The 17,369-nt window shown below is 54.5% G+C and carries 14 protein-coding genes; 7 read left to right on the forward strand and 7 right to left on the reverse strand.

What is annotated here, in order from left to right; genetic code table 11:
- The first annotated feature begins 7 nt into the window (after window positions 1-7).
- Entirely contained in the window at window positions 8-994 is a 987-nt protein-coding gene (gene ycjG, locus CRO19_RS19045; protein ID WP_097097244.1) for an L-Ala-D/L-Glu epimerase, read from the forward strand.
- Here the strand turns inward: ycjG and mpaA are convergent.
- Window positions 963-1,676, reverse strand: a complete 714-nt coding sequence (gene mpaA, locus CRO19_RS19050; protein ID WP_097097245.1) for a murein tripeptide amidase MpaA — start codon at window positions 1,674-1,676, stop codon at window positions 963-965. The genes ycjG and mpaA overlap by 32 nt on opposite strands.
- Before the next feature lie 207 nt (window positions 1,677-1,883).
- Here mpaA and CRO19_RS19055 point away from each other — a divergent pair, with 207 nt between their 5' ends.
- From CRO19_RS19055 to CRO19_RS19075, 4 genes are all read left to right on the forward strand, one after another.
- On the forward strand, window positions 1,884-3,503 hold the full coding sequence (locus tag CRO19_RS19055; protein WP_097097246.1) for a peptide ABC transporter substrate-binding protein: 1,620 nt from the start codon (window positions 1,884-1,886) through the stop codon (window positions 3,501-3,503).
- 176 nt (window positions 3,504-3,679) lie between these two features.
- Window positions 3,680-4,102, forward strand: coding sequence for a DUF2231 domain-containing protein (locus tag CRO19_RS19060; protein ID WP_097097247.1), 423 nt, complete (start codon window positions 3,680-3,682; stop codon window positions 4,100-4,102).
- Window positions 4,099-5,391 (forward strand): PQQ-dependent sugar dehydrogenase, encoded by a 1,293-nt coding sequence (locus CRO19_RS19065; protein WP_097097248.1) that lies wholly within the window; start codon window positions 4,099-4,101, stop codon window positions 5,389-5,391. The genes CRO19_RS19060 and CRO19_RS19065 overlap by 4 nt, the downstream gene beginning before the upstream one ends.
- A 594-nt stretch (window positions 5,392-5,985) precedes the next feature.
- The gene (locus CRO19_RS19075) at window positions 5,986-7,368 is read left to right on the forward strand and encodes a M24 family metallopeptidase (protein WP_097097249.1); all 1,383 of its coding nucleotides are present in this window, start codon (window positions 5,986-5,988) and stop codon (window positions 7,366-7,368) included.
- A gap of 4 nt (window positions 7,369-7,372) precedes the next feature.
- Here CRO19_RS19075 and CRO19_RS19080 read toward each other — a convergent pair whose 3' ends face one another.
- The 4 genes from CRO19_RS19080 to uxuA all read right to left on the reverse strand — a co-directional run bounded on the left by CRO19_RS19080 (window position 7,373) and on the right by uxuA (window position 11,801).
- Window positions 7,373-8,266: a LysR family transcriptional regulator gene (locus CRO19_RS19080; RefSeq protein WP_097097250.1), complete on the reverse strand. Its 894-nt coding sequence runs from the start codon at window positions 8,264-8,266 to the stop codon at window positions 7,373-7,375.
- A 25-nt stretch (window positions 8,267-8,291) separates the two neighbouring features.
- On the reverse strand, window positions 8,292-9,065 hold the full coding sequence (gene uxuR, locus CRO19_RS19085) for a Uxu operon transcriptional regulator (protein WP_097097251.1): 774 nt from the start codon (window positions 9,063-9,065) through the stop codon (window positions 8,292-8,294).
- A 115-nt stretch (window positions 9,066-9,180) separates the two neighbouring features.
- Window positions 9,181-10,596, reverse strand: a complete 1,416-nt coding sequence (gene uxaC, locus CRO19_RS19090) for a glucuronate isomerase (RefSeq protein WP_097097252.1) — start codon at window positions 10,594-10,596, stop codon at window positions 9,181-9,183.
- Window positions 10,596-11,801, reverse strand: a complete 1,206-nt coding sequence (gene uxuA / locus CRO19_RS19095) for a mannonate dehydratase (RefSeq protein WP_097097253.1) — start codon at window positions 11,799-11,801, stop codon at window positions 10,596-10,598. Before uxuA ends, uxaC begins: the two co-directional genes overlap by 1 nt.
- Window positions 11,802-12,029: 228 nt before the next feature.
- Here uxuA and CRO19_RS19100 point away from each other — a divergent pair, with 228 nt between their 5' ends.
- Window positions 12,030-13,331, forward strand: coding sequence for an MFS transporter (locus CRO19_RS19100; protein ID WP_097097254.1), 1,302 nt, complete (start codon window positions 12,030-12,032; stop codon window positions 13,329-13,331).
- A 14-nt stretch (window positions 13,332-13,345) separates the two neighbouring features.
- Window positions 13,346-15,739 carry a glycoside hydrolase family 31 protein gene (locus CRO19_RS19105; protein ID WP_097097255.1) on the forward strand — a complete coding sequence of 798 codons (2,394 nt, stop codon included), beginning with the start codon at window positions 13,346-13,348 and terminating at the stop codon, window positions 15,737-15,739.
- A 117-nt stretch (window positions 15,740-15,856) separates the two neighbouring features.
- Here CRO19_RS19105 and CRO19_RS19110 read toward each other — a convergent pair whose 3' ends face one another.
- On the reverse strand, window positions 15,857-16,402 hold the full coding sequence (locus CRO19_RS19110) for an NUDIX hydrolase (RefSeq protein WP_097097708.1): 546 nt from the start codon (window positions 16,400-16,402) through the stop codon (window positions 15,857-15,859).
- Between the two features lie 56 nt (window positions 16,403-16,458).
- A complete protein-coding gene (locus CRO19_RS19115; RefSeq protein ID WP_097097256.1) occupies window positions 16,459-17,361 on the reverse strand; it encodes a ParB/Srx family N-terminal domain-containing protein in 903 nt (300 codons plus the stop codon).
- Window positions 17,362-17,369 lie beyond the last annotated feature (8 nt).

Consider the following 17,369-nt stretch of genomic DNA (forward strand, 5'->3'; position numbering starts at 1 on the left):
AGAAAGAATGAGAACAGTGAAGAGTTATCCGGAAGCCTGGCCGCTCCATTCGCCGTTTGTTATTTCGCGCGGCAGCCGCACCGAGGCGCATGTGGTGGTGGTGGAAATTGAGCAGAACGGCATCAAAGGGGTGGGTGAAGCCACGCCTTATCTGCGTTACGGCGAAAGCGAAGCCTCGGTATTGAAACAGATTGCCTCGCAGTTGAGTGCGCTGCAGAGCGGCATGACGCGTGAAGCCCTGCAGCAGGCGTTACCTGCGGGTGCAGCGCGTAATGCTATCGACTGCGCCTTGTGGGACTTAGAGCGGCAGCAGCAGAGCAAAAGCCTGGAGGAATTGTGTGATGTTGCACTGGCTAAGGAAATCACCACCGCGCATACCATCAGCATTGATACCCCGGATGCGATGGCCAGCAGCGCGCAGGCGCTCTGGCAGCATGGTGCGCGTCTGCTAAAGATCAAAATGGATGACCATCTCATCAGCGAACGTCTGGTGGCGATTCGCTCCGCGGTACCGGATGCCACGCTGATTGTTGATGCGAATGAATCCTGGCATGCCGAGGGATTGGCGGCTCGCTGCCAATTGCTGGCCGATTTGAACATCGCCATGCTTGAGCAGCCGCTACCTGCGGCACAGGACGACGCACTCGGTAACTTTATCCATCCCCTGCCGATCTGTGCTGATGAAAGCTGCCATACCCGTGAGAGTTTGGCCCAGCTAAAAGGGCGCTATGAGATGGTGAACATCAAGCTGGACAAAACCGGCGGTTTAACCGAGGCGCTGGCGCTGGTCGATGCCGCTCGTGAGCAGGGATTTGCCATTATGCTCGGCTGTATGCTGTGCACATCACGGGCAATTCGTGCGGCGTTACCGCTGACGTCACGGGCGACATTTGCGGATTTGGACGGCCCAACCTGGCTGGCTGCCGATGTTGAACCGTCGCTGCATTTCACGCACGGCGTACTTAAGCCGCTGGCTGCCAGCGCAGCAGATTAATCATCGCTTCGAGGTAAACTTCGGTGGCTTCGTCCACCGAAATCGGCGGCATTTCGGCGGTGATGCACAGCAGACCGAGATCGTCGCACCAGCTGCCAAACGAGCCCGGCGTGGCATACCCAACGCTGCTGACAACCGGCAACGCCGTTTGCTGCGCCAGCCACTGCGCTAACTCGCTGTGATGAGGATCGTCAATGCAGGCGAGCGGTTCATGCCAGGAAACCACCCAGCTTGGTTTGATCTGATGGATCAGCTGACACAGCGCGCGGGTTTCAGGCTCGGATGACGGCCCCGATCCCGTTGAGAGCACGACATCACGCTCATCCGCTTCGCTGTTCCAGCGATACACCGTGTCGCCGCTCTGCCAGTTAGCGGCAGGGAAGTTACGGTTGAGATCGACGCCATTAGCGTTGGCGCGCAGCCCCAGCTGACAGCCGTCAGGATTCACCGCCAGAATCACGTGATGGCGGCGCAGCGCGTCCGGCAGGGTACGCATCGCGCCGGATAACGTGGCAATGGCGGCATTCTCGTCGCCGTGTGTACCGGCGATAATGAGCCCACTTTCTGCATCAGCGGCCGGGGCGGGAAACCACAGCAGCGGCGTGCCCAGCACCGATTGCCCGTATTGTTGCCAGACGGCGTCCAGCTTGCCGCGCAGCGGACGCGGATGGTATGACGACATAAGGTTCCTCATTGAAATGCTTCCAACTCCGCCAAAAGCGTTCTGGCGCGCAAGAAAAATGTGACCGGCAATCCAGCCTCAACATAACGGTAAACAGCACGCAGGGAAATAGCTATATATCAATCAGCGATTTGCGATAAAGTGCCGAAAGTTGCTGGCGACATAATCCTGTTTGCTGTCGCCGTTTTTACGGGTTAAGGAGTGGTAATGAAATTAACGTTCCGCAAGACGCTGGCTGCCTTAGTCATCACCAGCGCAGTTTCACCCGCATTTGCCGCCAACATTCCGCCGGGTGCACAGTTGGCTAGCTCGCAGGAAATCGTCCGCCATATTAAAGATGAGCCCGCTTCACTGGATCCGATGAAGGCGGTAGGCCTGCCGGAAATTCAGGTCATGCGCGACTTGTTCGAAGGACTGACGAATCAGGATGCCCACGGCAAAATCGTGCCGGGGGTGGCACAAAGCTGGAGCAGCAACGATAACAAAACGTGGATCTTCACCTTGCGTAAAGAGGCGCGCTGGTCAAATGGCGAGCCGGTCACCGCGCAGGATTTTGTGTATAGCTGGCAGCGTTTAGTTGAGCCAAAGAACAGTTCACCTTTTGCCTGGTTTGCTGCGCTCAGCGGTATTGAGAATGCGGAAGCCATCACCAAAGGGCAGATGAGCGCCGATAAACTTGGCGTGACCGCTACCGATGCAACACATCTCAAAGTGACGTTGTCACGTCCCGTGCCGTGGTTCCCGAGCATGGTCGCCAACGCCGCGATGTACCCGGTCTCGCAAAAAGTGTTAGAAAAAGAGGGCGATAGTTGGACTTCGCCGGGCAAGCTGGTGGGAAATGGGGCTTATCAGCTGCAGGAACGCGTGGTGAATGAAAAAATCGTACTGGTACGTAACAGCCATTACTGGGATGACAAAGAGTCGATACTGACCAAGGTCACGTTCCTGCCGATTAACGAAGAGTCGAGCGCCACCAAGCGTTATCGCGCCAACGATATCGATATCACTGAATCCTTCCCCAAAAATATGTACGCGCTGCTGAAGAAAGAGTTACCTGGTCAGGTTTACACGCCGGATCAGCTCGGTACCTATTATTACGCATTTAATACTGAGAAAGGGCCGACCGCGGATGTGCGCGTACGTAAGGCGCTGTCGTGGAGTATCGATCGCCGTATTATCGCCGAGAAAGTACTGGGCACCGGTGAGAAACCGGCCTGGCATTTTACGCCGGATGTCACCGCTGGCTTCACGCCACAGCAAAGTTATTTGCAACAGCACAGTCAGCAGGAGCTCAATGCCCAGGCCAAAGCGTTATTGACGGCGGCGGGTTATGGGCCGGGTAAACCGCTGCATTTGACGCTGCTGTACAACACTTCTGAAAGCCATCAGAAAATCGCGATTGCCGTGGCGTCGATGTGGAAGAAGAATCTTGGCGTGGACGTCACCTTGCAAAATCAGGAGTGGAAGACCTATATCGATAGCCGTAATAGCGGTAGTTTCGATGTGATTCGCGCGTCGTGGGTGGGCGATTACAACGAACCATCTACCTTCCTCAGTTTGCTGACCTCCACTCATAGCGGCAATATCGCGCGCTTCCACAGCGGAGATTATGACGCGGTGCTCACAAAAGCGAGTAGGGAAACCAGTGTGGCGGCACGCAACGCTGACTACAACAAAGCCGAACAGATCATTGCCGATCAGGCGCCCATTGCTCCGATCTATCAATACACCAATGGACGTTTAATAAAGCCGTGGGTGAAAGGTTATCCGATCACCAATCCAGAAGACGTGGCGTATAGCCGCGAACTGTGGATTGAAAAGCACTGATATCGCTAAGCCGCCGAGAACCTTTGACGGCAGATAAGTCATCATTTTTAAAAAGTTAGATAAGTGTTAAACGTTACTGTTTATCTTTACTAATATTTCACAGGTGGTGGCACGTTGTTGCAATAAAGCGAACCGCGTACGCCATCTGATGATAATACGGTAAAAGGGAGAGAGTAATGTTCTATACCTCAGGAAGATCGGTGTTCGGCGTGACGCTCTACACATTGCTGGAACCGCTGCCGCTGGGCTTTTTCGTTGCGGCCTGGTTTTTCGATATCCTCTATCTGCAAACCTTCGTCATCATGTGGACCAAATCCGCCAGCTGGCTGATTGCTATCGGTCTGGTGTTGGCCATCCTGCCACGTTTAATTAGCCTGGTTTATTTATTTCGCGGGGCCAGGTCGAATGAAAAGACCCATTTCTGGCTGTCGCTGCTGGCGATCGTGCTGGCGGTGGTGAACGCCTTTATTCATAGCCGTGATGCGTATGCTGTGGTGCCCATGGGCGTCACGCTCTCGACGCTGGTGGTCGCGCTGTTGCTGATCGCTAACGTGCAGTTGGTGCTGCGAGATCGCCGCACACAAGGAGGTCGCGCATGAAATATGTACTTAGCGCGATAACGCTCGCGATGTTGCTCAGTGCCTGTGATGACGGGGCACTGATCGATCCGCAAAAGCAAATTGGTGCTAACCCTGAACTGCCGCAGGCGCAGAACTTCTTTATGCCGCCAATGCAGGTGCCGGAAGGCACGCCGTGGAAAGCCGGCGAAATGCCGAAAGTGGCGGATGGGCTGAAGATCGAGAAGATCGCCGATCGGCTACAACACCCGCGTCAGGTACTGGTTCTGCCTAATAATGATGTACTGGTGGCGGAATCGAATGGTACGCCAAAGCCGACCACCGCGCCTAAGCAGCTGATCATGGGCCTTGTGCAGAAAGCCTCAGGCAAAGGCGGTGAGGGTGGCAATCGCATAACGCTGCTGCGCAACGTGAACGGAAAATGGGAGCAGCATCGCTTTATTGAAAACCTCACGGCGCCGTTTGGTATGCAGCTGGTTGGTAACACGTTGTATGTGGCGAACGCCGATAGTCTGGTGAAGTTCCCTTACGAAACCGGGCAAACCGAGATACGCACGCCGCCCGTAGAGGTCACAGAACTGCCGGGCGGACCGATTAATCATCACTGGACGAAATCGCTGCTTGCCAGCCCTGACGGCAGCAAGCTGTATGTTGGGGTAGGTTCAAACAGCAACGTGACGGAAAATGGTATCGGCGAGGAGTATCGCCGCGCGGCGGTGCTGGAGGTGGATGCGGCAAGCGGTGCCAGTCGTATCTACGCCAGCGGCCTGCGCAACCCAACCGGCTTACAATGGGAACCGCAGAGCGGCAAGCTGTGGGCGGTGGTGAATGAGCGTGATGAGATTGGCTCGGATCTGGTGCCGGATTATATGACGTCGGTGCAGGATAAAGGCTTCTACGGCTGGCCGTACAGCTATTATGGTCAACACGTCGATGAGCGCGCGCAGCCGCAAAGGCCGGATCTGGTTGAGAAAGCGATTAAACCGGATTATGCACTCAGCTCGCATGTCGCACCGCTCGGCCTGTTGTTCTATGGCGCAGATAACATGCCGCAGTATCGTGGCGGGGCGTTTATCAGCGAACACGGCAGCTGGAACCGCACGCCGCTTAACGGCTATCAGGTGGTGTGGGTCAAGTTCGAAGACGGGAAGCCGGTAGGGCAGCCACAGCCGGTGGTGACAGGCTTCCTCACCGACGATCAAAAGCAGGTGCGAGGCTTACCGGTTGGCTTAGCCACCGATCAGCAGGGCGGCGTGTTGATTGCTGATGATGCGGGCAACGCTATCTGGCGTATCAGTTCCGCGCGGTAATTCATCGCAGATAATAAAAAAGGATTTGGCTTAAACGCCAAATCCTTTTTTTTATGTTCGCAAACCGGCTGGTAACCGCGCTGCGAACGGGGTGCTCAGCACTCCTCACAGAGGCGATAATAAAATGTGCGGCGAGATATTTCAAGTTTTGCAATAATACTGTATGGTTATACAGGTGTTGAGTGACGAGCGAAGCCTCATTGTTTTTCTGATGACTCCAGGGGCGCGGATAGTCAAATCCCGGCAGGTTTCAGGTGGTGCTGGCCTGTGGCTTTCACAATGAGAGCCGCTCAGCACTCCTCACACAATGTGCTTAGGCCGTCGGCGGGTGGAGTCAAAGCCCCGGCGGCTGAAAGGCGCGCTCCTATCAGAGGAGAAGGAAAGTGATGGAAATTGTTCGATTGCTACTGGACTTAGTCCGGGTCATCTTGCAAATCATCGTTGCCCTTTTGCAACTGACCGGTCAGGCGCACTGACCGGAACTTGAAACAAGGCGGAGCTCACCCCTCCGCCTTTTTTCGTTTGCATCAAAATCCTGCCCGGCAAAAGACGCTACTATCTCAGGCAACTATTTGCACTGCGAGGAAACGCATCATGGCAATCAAATTTGGCCCCCTCACCGCGCCGGTGAAGTTTAGTGACGTTGAGCCGGTCTCTCTCTCCGATGACACCCTGCTAAAACGAAAAAATACGCTTCTGGCAGGCATGAAACGGCAGGGTTTTGATAGCCTGGTGATTTACGCGGACAAGGAACATGGGAGTAATTTCGAGTATCTCACCGGATTTATTCCGCGTTTCGAAGAGGGACTGTTACTGCTGGACCAGTCCGGACGCTGCACTCTGGTATTAGGCAACGAAAACCTCAAGCTGGCACGTTTTTCACGCGTAGCGGCTTCGCTGGTGCACACGCCTTTCTTCTCACTGCCCAATCAGCCGATGGAGAATGAAGTTCCGCTGGAACAGCTTTTCGCTGATGCGGGCTTAAATAACAGCAACAAGGTTGGGCTGGTGGGATGGAAGATGTTCACGCCCGCAGCGGGAAATGGCCACACACTCTTTGATTTGCCGTATTTCATCGTTGATGCCATAAAACGGACGTTGAAAGATGACGCGGTGCTGGAAAATGCCGTCCACCTTTTTATTGGCGATAACGGTGCCAGAACCACCTGTAATGCGAACGAAATAGCCCATTACGAATATGGTGCCAACCTCGCGTCGAACTGTATGCTGGATGCGCTCAATGCCATCGAGGTTGGCGTACGTGAAACCGAGCTGGGCGCACTACTGAGTGGCGAAGGGCAAGCCCACACGGTGGTAACTATTGCGGCGACCGGCAGTCGTTTCGCTAACGCGAATCTCTATCCAACCTATAAAAAAATACAGCGCGGCGATCCGCTTTCGCTTACCACCGGTTTCAAAGGTGGCCTCTCAAGTCGCAGCGGTTTTGTCATCGCTGAAGCGAGTGAACTGCCGCAAAGCCAGTCCGATTATCTGGATCGCATCGCGAAACCCTACTTTGGCGCCGTGGTTGCCTGGCTGGAAAATATTCGCGTCGGAACCCGCGGTGGCATGCTTTACGATCTTATTGAGCAGGTTTTGCCGAAGCAGCATTTCGGCTGGCATCTTAATCCCGGACATCTGGTGGCGGATGAAGAGTGGATGTCATCGCCGATTTATCCGCGTTCGGTTGAAGTGCTGAAAAGCGGCATGATGCTCCAGATTGATATTATCCCCGCGGTTGCGGGTTACAGCGGCGCGAGCGCGGAAGAGTGCGTAGCGCTGGCTGATGCGGCGTTACAAATGGAGATTCGTCACGCCTATCCGGCACTGTGGCAGCGCATTGAGACCCGCCGTCGTTATTTGCGAGAGGTGATTGGCATTCAGCTCAGCGCAGATGTATTACCGCTGTCGAATAGCGTGGCCTATTTGAGGCCGTTCTTTTTGGCGAAGCATCAGGCGCTGAGCGTGGAGAGATAAAATCTTAACCTTTGTATTTTATGGCTTCGATTAATTTCTCAAATGCGGCGGTATGCTGTTTGCGGCTGGGGTAATAAAGATAATATCCGCTAAACGGTTCGCACCAGTCATCCAGGACCGTTTGCAATTCGCCGCTGGCGATGTGTTTGCTAACGGTATCTTCTGGCACAAAGGCAATGCCCATGCCAGCAAGCACGGCATCAATACGCGACGCCAGATGATTAAAAATAAGTTGTCCATCCACTTTCACGCGAATCGCTTTGCCCGCTTTGCTGAATTCCCAGCTGTATAAACCGCCCAGCGTGGGAAGGCGCATGTTGATACAGTTGTGGTTCTGCAATTCGTAAGGTGTGGCGGGGATTCCGTTTTTTTGCAGATATTCCGGTGCAGCCACGGCAACCATTTTCCAGTCTGGGCCGATCCTCACCGCCACCATATCTTTTTCAATGCTTTCACCCAGCCGTACTCCCGCATCGAAACGGCCACTTACGATATCCGTTAACGTATTGTCGACCGAAAGTTCAACGTTAACGTCTGGATAGGCCTGCACAAACGGTTTAAGCAGCGGCCATAAGGTTGAGGACAACGCATGCTCCCCGGCGGTAATGCGAATATTCCCCGAGGGCCTGTTTTGATTATCGGTCAGTTGCAGCAGGGCCTTTTCAATGTCGGCCATCATCGGTGCAACGCTTTTTATTAAGTTATCACCGGCTTCGGTAGGCGCCACGCTGCGGGTAGTGCGCGTTAAGAGTCGCGTATTTAAACGCTCTTCCAGACCGCGAATTGAATGGCTCAATGCAGATTGTGAAACGCCTAATTTTGCTGCGGCACGGGTAAAGCTACATTCGCGCGCCACCATGATTAAATAGATGAGGTCGTTAAAGTTTTCCCGAAGCATGTGGTTGACCTTTTCGATTACGCTCTTAATTAGGATTTCGGGTGACGTACAAAGGCCAGGATTCAAACAGGTAGCCATCGAAATCGATATCGTCGACGTCCGAAAACTCCAGCAGCCGCTGCTTCACGTTCTCAAGATGTTCCCACATTGCCTGTTTAGCGGCGCGTGCATCTTTTTTGACCAGCGTAGCGAGGATCTTCTTGTGATCGTCGAGCCACTGCTTACGGTAATCGTTGTTAATCAGATGGCGATGCAGCTGGCTCCACATCACGTTGTCTTCGCGCCACTGCCAGGATTGCTTAAACAGCTCAACCAGCATGCTGTTGTGCGTGGCTTCAGCAATCGCCAAATGGAAATTGCGATCGCCATTTTCACTTTGGTTAACCGCGCCAGAGGCCAGCTCTTTTTCTTCCAGTTCCAGCGCCTGGCGCATTTTCATGATGTCTTCACGCGTCGCCTGCAGCGCAGCAAATTCGGCAATATTACTCTCCAGCAGCTGACGCGCCTGCAGCATCTCAAACGGCCCCGCATCGTTACTGGCTTTTTGTGATGATGCCGGGTGTGGCGGGGTGTCATGAATCACATAAATGCCAGCACCGCGACGCACCTCAATTAACCCTTCCAGCTCCAGCATGATCAGAGCTTCACGCACTAAGGTGCGCGTCACGTCGAGCAGTGCTGCAAGTTCACGTTCCGGCGGCAACCGTTGACCAACGGCGTACTGCTTTTGCGTAATCATATTACGTAGCATTTCGCCCACTTCCTGATACGGACGCTGAGCTGAAGTTGGAGTTTTCATTGTGCTCTTTTCTTTGCGTTAAGGGATTCACAACCTCTGAGGCTGGCGAGCTCAGAGGCGCGCACTTTAACATAGTGAATAAGAATCGGCCTGGACCACGTATCACAGGCTGCTCTCACGCCGTGTTAAGCGAAAAATAGCGCTTGGCATTGTTGAAACAGATATCGCGGATCATGCCACCCAGCATTGGCTCATCCGCAGGTACTATCCCGTCCTTAACCCACTGCGCCAGCAAATTACACAGAATGCGGCGAAAATATTCGTGTCGCGTGTAGGAGAGGAAACTACGCGAATCGGTCAGCATACCGACAAACTGGCTAAGTAAGCCAATTTGTGACAGCTGTTCCAACTGGCGCAGCATGCCATCGCGCTGATCGTTGAACCACCAACCAGAACCAAACTGCACTTTGCCAGCCATGCCTGCGCCCTGGAAGTTACCGGCCATGGTCGCCAGCACTTCGTTATCACGCGGATTGAGGCAGTAAAGAATGGTTTTTGGTAAGCAATCGTCGATGTCCATCGCATCCAGCAGGCGCGCCAGCGGCCAGGCAATATTATTATCGCCAATTGAATCAAAACCGCTATCTGGCCCCAGCAGGCGGAACATGCGCGTACTGTTATTACGGATGGCGCCAATGTGCAGCTGCATCACCCAGCCGCGGCGGGCGTATTCACTGCCGAGCCACACCAATATCGCCGTGCTAAATTGTGCGATTTCCAGTTCATCCAGCTGATTACCGCAGCGACGTTTCTCCAGGATTGCGTCGAGTACGTTATCTGCTGGCACCGGCGCAAAGCGCAGGGTTTCGATGCCGTGATCCGATGCGCGGCAGCCGTGGGCAGAGAAGTGATCGAGGCGGCGCAACAGGGCTCGGCGCAGCGCCTCGATGCTATCGATGGCGATATCCGCTGCCGCTTCCAGCTGCCCCAGATAGGCGACGAAGCCGTCCAGCTCAATTTTAAACACCTTGTCCGGACGCCAGCTCGGCGCGACCTCAATATCAATGCTGGCGTCATCGGCGATCTGGCGATGGTAGCGTAGTGAATCGACCGGATCGTCGGTGGTGCCGACCATGCGCACCTTCATCTGGCGCATAATACCGCGCGCGGAAAATTCAGTTAGCGCCAGCTTTTCGGCACAGCGGTGCCAGATGTCAGGCGCGGTGTCCGGGCCGAACAGCGTATCAGTGATGCCAAACGGCCGGCGCAGTTCAAGGTGGGTCCAGTGATAGAGCGGATTTCCCAGCGTCTTCGGCACGGTATGCGCCCAGGCGAGATACTTATCGTAATCGCTGGTGTGCTTGCCGGTGATCAAGGATTCATCTACGCCCGCCGCACGCAGCGCGCGCCATTTATAGTGATCGCCTTCCAGCCAAATCTGGCCGAGATTGGCGAAGCGCCGATCTTCCGCAATCTCCTGCGGATTCAGGTGGCAGTGGTAATCGTAGATTGGCATGTCAGCCGCGAAATCATGATATAAACGCCGCGCGGTGTCACTTTGCAGCAGAAAATCCTCATCCATAAAGCGCATTACCGGGCTCCCTGATTCGCCGCTGTGTCAAAATAGGCGCGATGAATCGCCAGCTCAACGCCGCGAATCTCAGCCAGCCCTTTCAATCGCCCAATCGCCGAATAGCCGGGATTGGTTTTCTTCTTTAGGTCATCCAGCATCTGGTGACCGTGATCGGGGCGCATCGGGATAACGTCTTCCTGACCGGCTGCTTTGCGACGATGCTCCTCTTCGGCAATCGCTTTAATCACGGCAAACATATCGACATCGCCACCCAGATGCGCCGCCTCATGGAAGCTCTTTGGATTCTCTTCACGCTTTGTCGAACGCAGATGCGCAAAGTAGATGCATGGGCCAAAGCGTTTCACCATACCGGCTAAATCATTTTCTGCCAGCACGCCATACGAACCGGTACACAGGGTGAAACCATTGGCCGGACTGCTAACGGTATCAATCATCCACTGCAAATCGTCGGCGTTGGATACGATGCGCGGCAAGCCGAGAATCGGGCGGGGCGGATCGTCCGGATGTACCGCCATGCGCACGCCCACTTCCTCGGCAACAGCAATAATCGCCCGCAGGAACCTGGCAAAATTCTCACGTAGTTCAGCTTTACCGATGCCGTCATAGCGTGCCAGCTGCGCGCGAAATTGGTCCAGCGTATAACCTTCTTCAGCACCGGGTAATCCGGCGATAATGTTGCGCGTCAGGCGTTCGCGGTGTTGTTCGCTCATCTGCCCAAAGCGCTCGGCGGCCTCGGCAATCTCTTGTGCACTGTAATCCCGCTCCGCGCCGGGGCGCTGCAGGATATGCAGTTCAAACACCGCAAACTCAATCTGATCAAAGCGCAGCGCTTTGGCACCATCCGGCAGCAGGTATTCGAGATCGGTGCGCGTCCAGTCAAGAATCGGCATGAAGTTGTAGCACACGGTGGTAATGCCGCACTGCGCCAGATTGCGCAGCGACTGCTGATAGTTGCTGATCCAGTGCTGACAGCGGCCGCTGCCGGTTTTGATCTCTTCGTGAATCGGCACGCTTTCAACTACCGACCACACCAGGCCTGCGGCTTCAACCAGCGCTTTACGCTGCTGGATTTCTGCCACTGACCACACTTCGCCATTGGGGATGTGATGCAGCGCCGTGACGATGCCGGTTGCGCCAGCCTGGCGCGCATCGGCAAGAGAGACTGGATCGTTTGGGCCATACCAGCGCCAGGTCTGCTTCATGTTGTTACCTCACTAAATTTGGTTGACCAATGTGGTCATTTAGCGTGTTTTATTCATCAATAATCACGCCGCTAGCGGTTAAAACTCTGCTCTTTGTGGAATTAAGTCAACCTTCTGAGTGATTTTGGTTAACCAGATCACAAATGCGACATCACGCTGGCGACCACTTTCCACAACTGTGTTTCACTCCTGGCGAATGATGAGAAATGACTCAATATGGAGAGGCCGATGAACCGCAGTTTAAATCCAGGCATAACCGCTGCAGGCACCAAACGCACCTGGCGCAATCTGCGCTGGTGGGTGCTGGTGCTGTTCTTAGCAGGCGTTACGGTCAACTACATCACCCGTAACTCGTTAGGCATTCTGGCGCCCGAACTCAAAACCAGTCTCGGCATCACCACCGAACAATATTCGTGGATTGTCGGCGCATTCCAGCTGGCGTACACCTTCTTTCAGCCCCTTTGTGGCTGGCTGATCGATGTCATTGGCCTCAAGCTCGGCTTTCTCATTTGTGCCTCCATTTGGGCACTGGCCTGCTTGTTCCACGCGGGGGCGGCCAGCTGGGTGCATTTAGCGATTCTACGGTTTGTGATGGGGGGCGCAGAAGCGGCAGCCACGCCGGCTAACGCGAAAGTTATAGGCGAGTGGTTTCCAAAAAAAGAGCGCCCAATTGCCGCCGGTTGGGCGGGGGTAGGTTTCTCCATCGGCGCGATGCTGGCACCGCCGATTATCTACTTCGCTCACGCTTCCTTTGGCTGGCAGGGGGCGTTCTTATTCACGGGCTGTCTGGCGCTGGGCTGGGTGGTGCTGTGGTGGCTGTTCTATCGCGACCCTGAGCAGCATCCCAATCTGCAGGCGTCCGAACTGGCATTTATTCGTCAGGACAACGAGCCACCGGCGGTAAAACTGCCTTTCTTTACCGCGTTGAAAACCGTGTCGAAAAACAAACGCTTCTACGGGATCGCCATTCCCGCCTTTATGGCGGAACCCGCCTGGGGCGTGCTGAGTTTCTGGGTGCCGCTTTATCTGGCGAAAGAGTTGGGCATGGACCTGAAGCAGATCGCCATGTTCGCCTGGCTGCCGTTCCTCGCCGCTGATTTAGGCAGCGCGGCCAGCGGTTATTTGACCCGCCTTTACACCAAAATTTTTGGTTTCACTCAGGTTAACTCCGTGGTGGCAAGCTCGGTGACCGGTGCATTTCTGATGCTGTCGCTGGCGATGGTGGCGGTCACCAAAGATCCCTATGTTGCTATCGCGCTGATCTCAATTGGCGGTTTCGGTCATCAAATCATCTCCTGCATGCTGAGCGCGCTGGTGGTAGAGAAGTTTGATAAAGGGCAGATGGCAACCGTCAACGGTATGCGCGGTTCGTTTGCCTGGATCTCCAGTTTCCTGTTCTCGCTGCTGATCGGCGTTACTGCCGACACCATCGGTTTTAATCCACTGTTTGTCGCCATGGGCTTTTTTGACCTGATCGGTGCGGTATTCCTGATTGCTTTTATTGCTGAACGTCGCGCACAGCGCGCCTGAATAAGTAGGTAACGATGAAAACGTTAAAAAATTGGTCTTTAGCTGGCTCTGATGCGCATCATGTGGCGCTGACCGTCGATGGTAAACACACGCTCTGCCTGTATGTGCTGGAATCGGGGATGTTTCGCGTGGCGATTAAACGTCAGGGCGCCTATACCCTCGACAGAACATGGAGCATTGCGCCGCAGAGTGATGTGCCGTGGGAAGGGCGTCAGCGTGACAGTCTGGCGGGCTTCTCACTGCCGGGCTTTACGCTTGAGGAGGAGGGCAGCACCCTGGTGATCGCCACCGATAAGCTACGGGTAATCGTGCATCAGCCGCTGGCGCTGGAGTGGCAATATTGCGACGGCGCCGGCGCGTGGCAGCTGCTGACTTGCGATCGCCCGACCAGCGCCTATCAACTCAATGCACACGGCGATGGCGTAGCGCACTATCAGCGCCGCATGCCTGATGACCGTTACTATGGGCTGGGTGAGAAAAGCGGCGATTTGCAGCGCAACGGTCAGCGTTATGAAATGCGCAACCTGGATGCTATGGGCTATAACGCTTCTTCGACCGATCCGCTCTACAAACACGTGCCCTTTACCATTACGCGCCGCGACAATGTCAGCTTTGGTCTCTACTACGATAATCTCAGCAGCAGCTGGTTTGATCTGGGGAACGAGCTCGATAATTATCATCAGCCGTATCGCCGCTGGCAGGCGGAGAGTGGCGACATCGATTATTACCTGTTTGTTGCTGATAAGGTACTGGATGTCACCAAGGCTTTTGTGCGTCTCACCGGGAAAACGCTGTTCGGCCCGAAATGGAGCCTCGGTTACAGCGGTTCAACCATGCATTATACGGATGCGCCAGACGCGCAAAATCAGTTGATGAACTTCATTCATCTGTGTGAAGAGCATGATATTCCGTGTGATTCATTCCAGCTTTCATCGGGTTATACCTCCATTAACAACAAGCGCTACGTGTTCAACTGGAACTACGACAAAGTGCCACAGCCGGAAGTGATGAGTCAGGCGTTTCACGATGCCGGCTTGCGCCTCGCCGCCAATATCAAACCGTGCTTGTTGCAGGATCATCCGCGTTACAACGAAGTGGCAGAGCAAGGGCTGTTTATTCGCGACTCTGAGGCCGATGCGCCTGAGCGCTCGGTGTTTTGGGATGACGAGGGGTCGCATCTTGATTTTACCCATCCTGGCGCCGTGGCATGGTGGCAGGAAAATGTCACCAAACAGCTGCTGGAAAAAGGTATTGATTCCACCTGGAATGATAACAATGAATATGAGGTGTGGGATGGCGAGGCGCGTTGCCACGGCTTTGGCACGCCCATTGCCATCAAACACATTCGTCCGGTGATGCCGCTGCTGATGATGCGCGCCTCTATGGAAGCGCAGCAGCGTTTCGCCCCGGAAAAACGTCCTTTCCTGATTTCACGCTCCGGCTGCGCCGGGATGCAGCGCTACGTGCAAACCTGGAGCGGTGATAACCGCACCAACTGGACCACGTTACGCTACAACATTCGCATGGGATTAGGCATGAGTCTGTCTGGTTTGTACAACGTAGGACATGACGTGGGCGGTTTCTCCGGCGATAAGCCCGATGCCGAACTGTTTGTGCGCTGGATACAAAACGGCGTGATGCACCCGCGTTTTACTATTCATTCCTGGAATGACGATCGCACCGTAAATGAGCCCTGGATGTACCCGGCCGCCACGCCTGCGATTCGCGCCGCGATTGCGCTGCGTTATCGTCTGCTGCCGTATCTCTATACGCTGCTGTGGCAGGCCCATGCTGATGATGAGCCGATGTTGCGTCCAACTTTCCTCGATCACGAGCAGGACGCGCAGACGTTTGCCGAATGCGATGAGTTTATGCTGGGGCGCGATCTACTGGTGGCCAGCGTGGTCGAACCCGGCCAGCGCACGCGTCGTCTGTGGCTGCCCGATAACCAAACCGGCTGGTATGATTTTGCCAGTCAGCGATGGTATAGCGCCGGTCAGTGGGTCACGCTGGACGCGCCGTTAGAAACGCAGCCGATGCTGGTGCGAGCCGGTGCGGGATTACCGCTCAGCGAGCGCCTGCGGCATGTGGATGCCAACGCTGACGATTGCCGCACCCTGCAGCTGTTCCCACTACAGGGCAAAGGCGTGACGAACGGCATGCTGTTTGAGGATGATGGCGAATCATGGGGCTACCAGCAGGGCAATGCGCTATGGCTGAACTGGGAAATGCGCAGCGATGCTCAGAGCATTCATGTCACCTTTACCCGCAAGGGCACTTTCCAGCCGGCATGGCAGAGGTTGAAAGTGACATTGCCAGTAGGTGAACAGCGTAAGCTGTTGATTGAAGGTGTAGAGGTGAATAGCGCGCAGGCTGAGGTCGTATTGGCGCAGATAGCGTCTGCGTAATGCGTTATTTATCGATCGCCAGGCGTGGCGATCGATAATGACCCGCGCGGTTTCCTAAGGTGCGCAGCGATGCGCAACAGAATCATCAAATGCCAGGCCACAACGGAGGTGGCGGCGTTAATCGATTAACTTTTTCGCCTGGGCCAACAGAAATGCCGTCACCGATGTCGCATCGGTAATTTTTCCCGCCAGGATCAACGCCAGAAAGTCGGCAGTTTTCATTCTACTCGCCGTCAAACCCACTTCTTCCGCATCGAGATTTTGTCCCTGATACGTCAGATCCCGCGCCAGATAAATGTGATAGCCCTGGGCGGAGTAGCCCTGAGCTAGCTTCTGATAACCCACATAACTTAACTCCCCGGCCACCAGGCCCGTTTCTTCTAAGAGTTCACCCGCGGCAAGATCTTCCGGCGCGGCATTGGGCGTCAGTTCCCAGCTGCCTTGAGGTAACTCAATGGTGCGTTCACCAATGGGATAACGGTACTGTTCAACCACATAAATGCTGTCATCTTCGATGGGCAGAATGACCACAAAGTCATCTTTTTCGATTACCGAATAGATACCTTCGCTGCCATCCGCCCGCTGAATTTTATCTTCTTTCAACGTTAACCAGCGATTGCGGTAAATCTCTTTAGATACAAGCGTATGGATTTCGGCTTTCACATCATCCTCCAACGTAATAATAGAAAAGGCGGAAAGATCCTCCGCCTGAAGAGAGATTACTGCGCAAAGGCCCACGTCAATTTGCCGTTATCAGAAACCAGCTTATCCAGCTTCTTCTCATTCACTTTCTCACGCGCGCCCAGCTTTTCAGCGGTCAGCGGTCCGCTATCGCTGTGCGCAATCACCGTTTCTTTCGGGATGCTGATCATTTTCTCAGCGATTGTTTTCAATGCATTGGCGTAACCGCTGCGATCTTTCAGATCAAACGTTTTAAGCGGCAGCTGGGTTTCAAGCCACTTTCCCCAGTAAAACTCAAGGAAAGGCGGCGGATTTTGTTCTTTATCGAAGCCGATATCACGCACGAAATAGACCAGCGAGCGATATTCATCATTTTGCATATGCTTGCGTCCTAGCTCTTTGGGTAACGCATCGGGTTGGACCTTACCAGAGGGCGTATCCAGCCACACCAGATGTGCCGTCTCCATCTTTTGCCAGAATGCCGACATGGTCGGCAAGCTACGGAAGTCATCAGTGATGCGCACCTGAACCGGCGTGTTGAGACCGGCGATATCGGCAAAATTACTGAAGGTATGGTGGCCATCGGTGAGATAAAGCGTGTTATCGGGTGCAATTACGGCGGTTTTCATCGGGCCTGGTTCGCTACCGACCGGCAGCTTGCAGCTGAAGCTACTGGGTTGAGTGAGGCGGGATTGACGATCAAACTTAGCGACCCCCTTTTGCCCCATGCTTTCGCAGTAATCATCAAAGAGCTTTTTGGGTTCGGCTTCATAACGATGTTGCTTGTAATCCAACTGGCGATAGCCAATGGCCGCCTGCGTAGGATGAAGCTGCGCCAACTGAACTTGCACAATGTCACCGGCTTTAATGTCGGCGGGCAGTGCGGCAGAAGCCTGTCCGGCTGACCACAATAACGCCAGAATTGACCAGGGTGTTCTCATTCCATTTC

The sequence above is a fragment of the Candidatus Pantoea floridensis genome (genome assembly GCF_900215435.1).
Taxonomy (GTDB): Bacteria; Pseudomonadota; Gammaproteobacteria; order Enterobacterales; family Enterobacteriaceae; genus Pantoea; species Pantoea floridensis.

Coding starts and splice junctions, on each gene's coding strand:
- ycjG (WP_097097244.1), top strand. CDS start 8: ATGAGAACAGTGAAGAGTTATCCGGAAGCCTGGCCGCTCCATTCGCCG.
- mpaA (WP_097097245.1), bottom strand. CDS start 1,676: ATGTCGTCATACCATCCGCGTCCGCTGCGCGGCAAGCTGGACGCCGTC.
- CRO19_RS19055 (WP_097097246.1), top strand. CDS start 1,884: ATGAAATTAACGTTCCGCAAGACGCTGGCTGCCTTAGTCATCACCAGC.
- CRO19_RS19060 (WP_097097247.1), top strand. CDS start 3,680: ATGTTCTATACCTCAGGAAGATCGGTGTTCGGCGTGACGCTCTACACA.
- CRO19_RS19065 (WP_097097248.1), top strand. CDS start 4,099: ATGAAATATGTACTTAGCGCGATAACGCTCGCGATGTTGCTCAGTGCC.
- CRO19_RS19075 (WP_097097249.1), top strand. CDS start 5,986: ATGGCAATCAAATTTGGCCCCCTCACCGCGCCGGTGAAGTTTAGTGAC.
- CRO19_RS19080 (WP_097097250.1), bottom strand. CDS start 8,266: ATGCTTCGGGAAAACTTTAACGACCTCATCTATTTAATCATGGTGGCG.
- uxuR (WP_097097251.1), bottom strand. CDS start 9,065: ATGAAAACTCCAACTTCAGCTCAGCGTCCGTATCAGGAAGTGGGCGAA.
- uxaC (WP_097097252.1), bottom strand. CDS start 10,596: ATGCGCTTTATGGATGAGGATTTTCTGCTGCAAAGTGACACCGCGCGG.
- uxuA (WP_097097253.1), bottom strand. CDS start 11,801: ATGAAGCAGACCTGGCGCTGGTATGGCCCAAACGATCCAGTCTCTCTT.
- CRO19_RS19100 (WP_097097254.1), top strand. CDS start 12,030: ATGAACCGCAGTTTAAATCCAGGCATAACCGCTGCAGGCACCAAACGC.
- CRO19_RS19105 (WP_097097255.1), top strand. CDS start 13,346: ATGAAAACGTTAAAAAATTGGTCTTTAGCTGGCTCTGATGCGCATCAT.
- CRO19_RS19115 (WP_097097256.1), bottom strand. CDS start 17,361: ATGAGAACACCCTGGTCAATTCTGGCGTTATTGTGGTCAGCCGGACAG.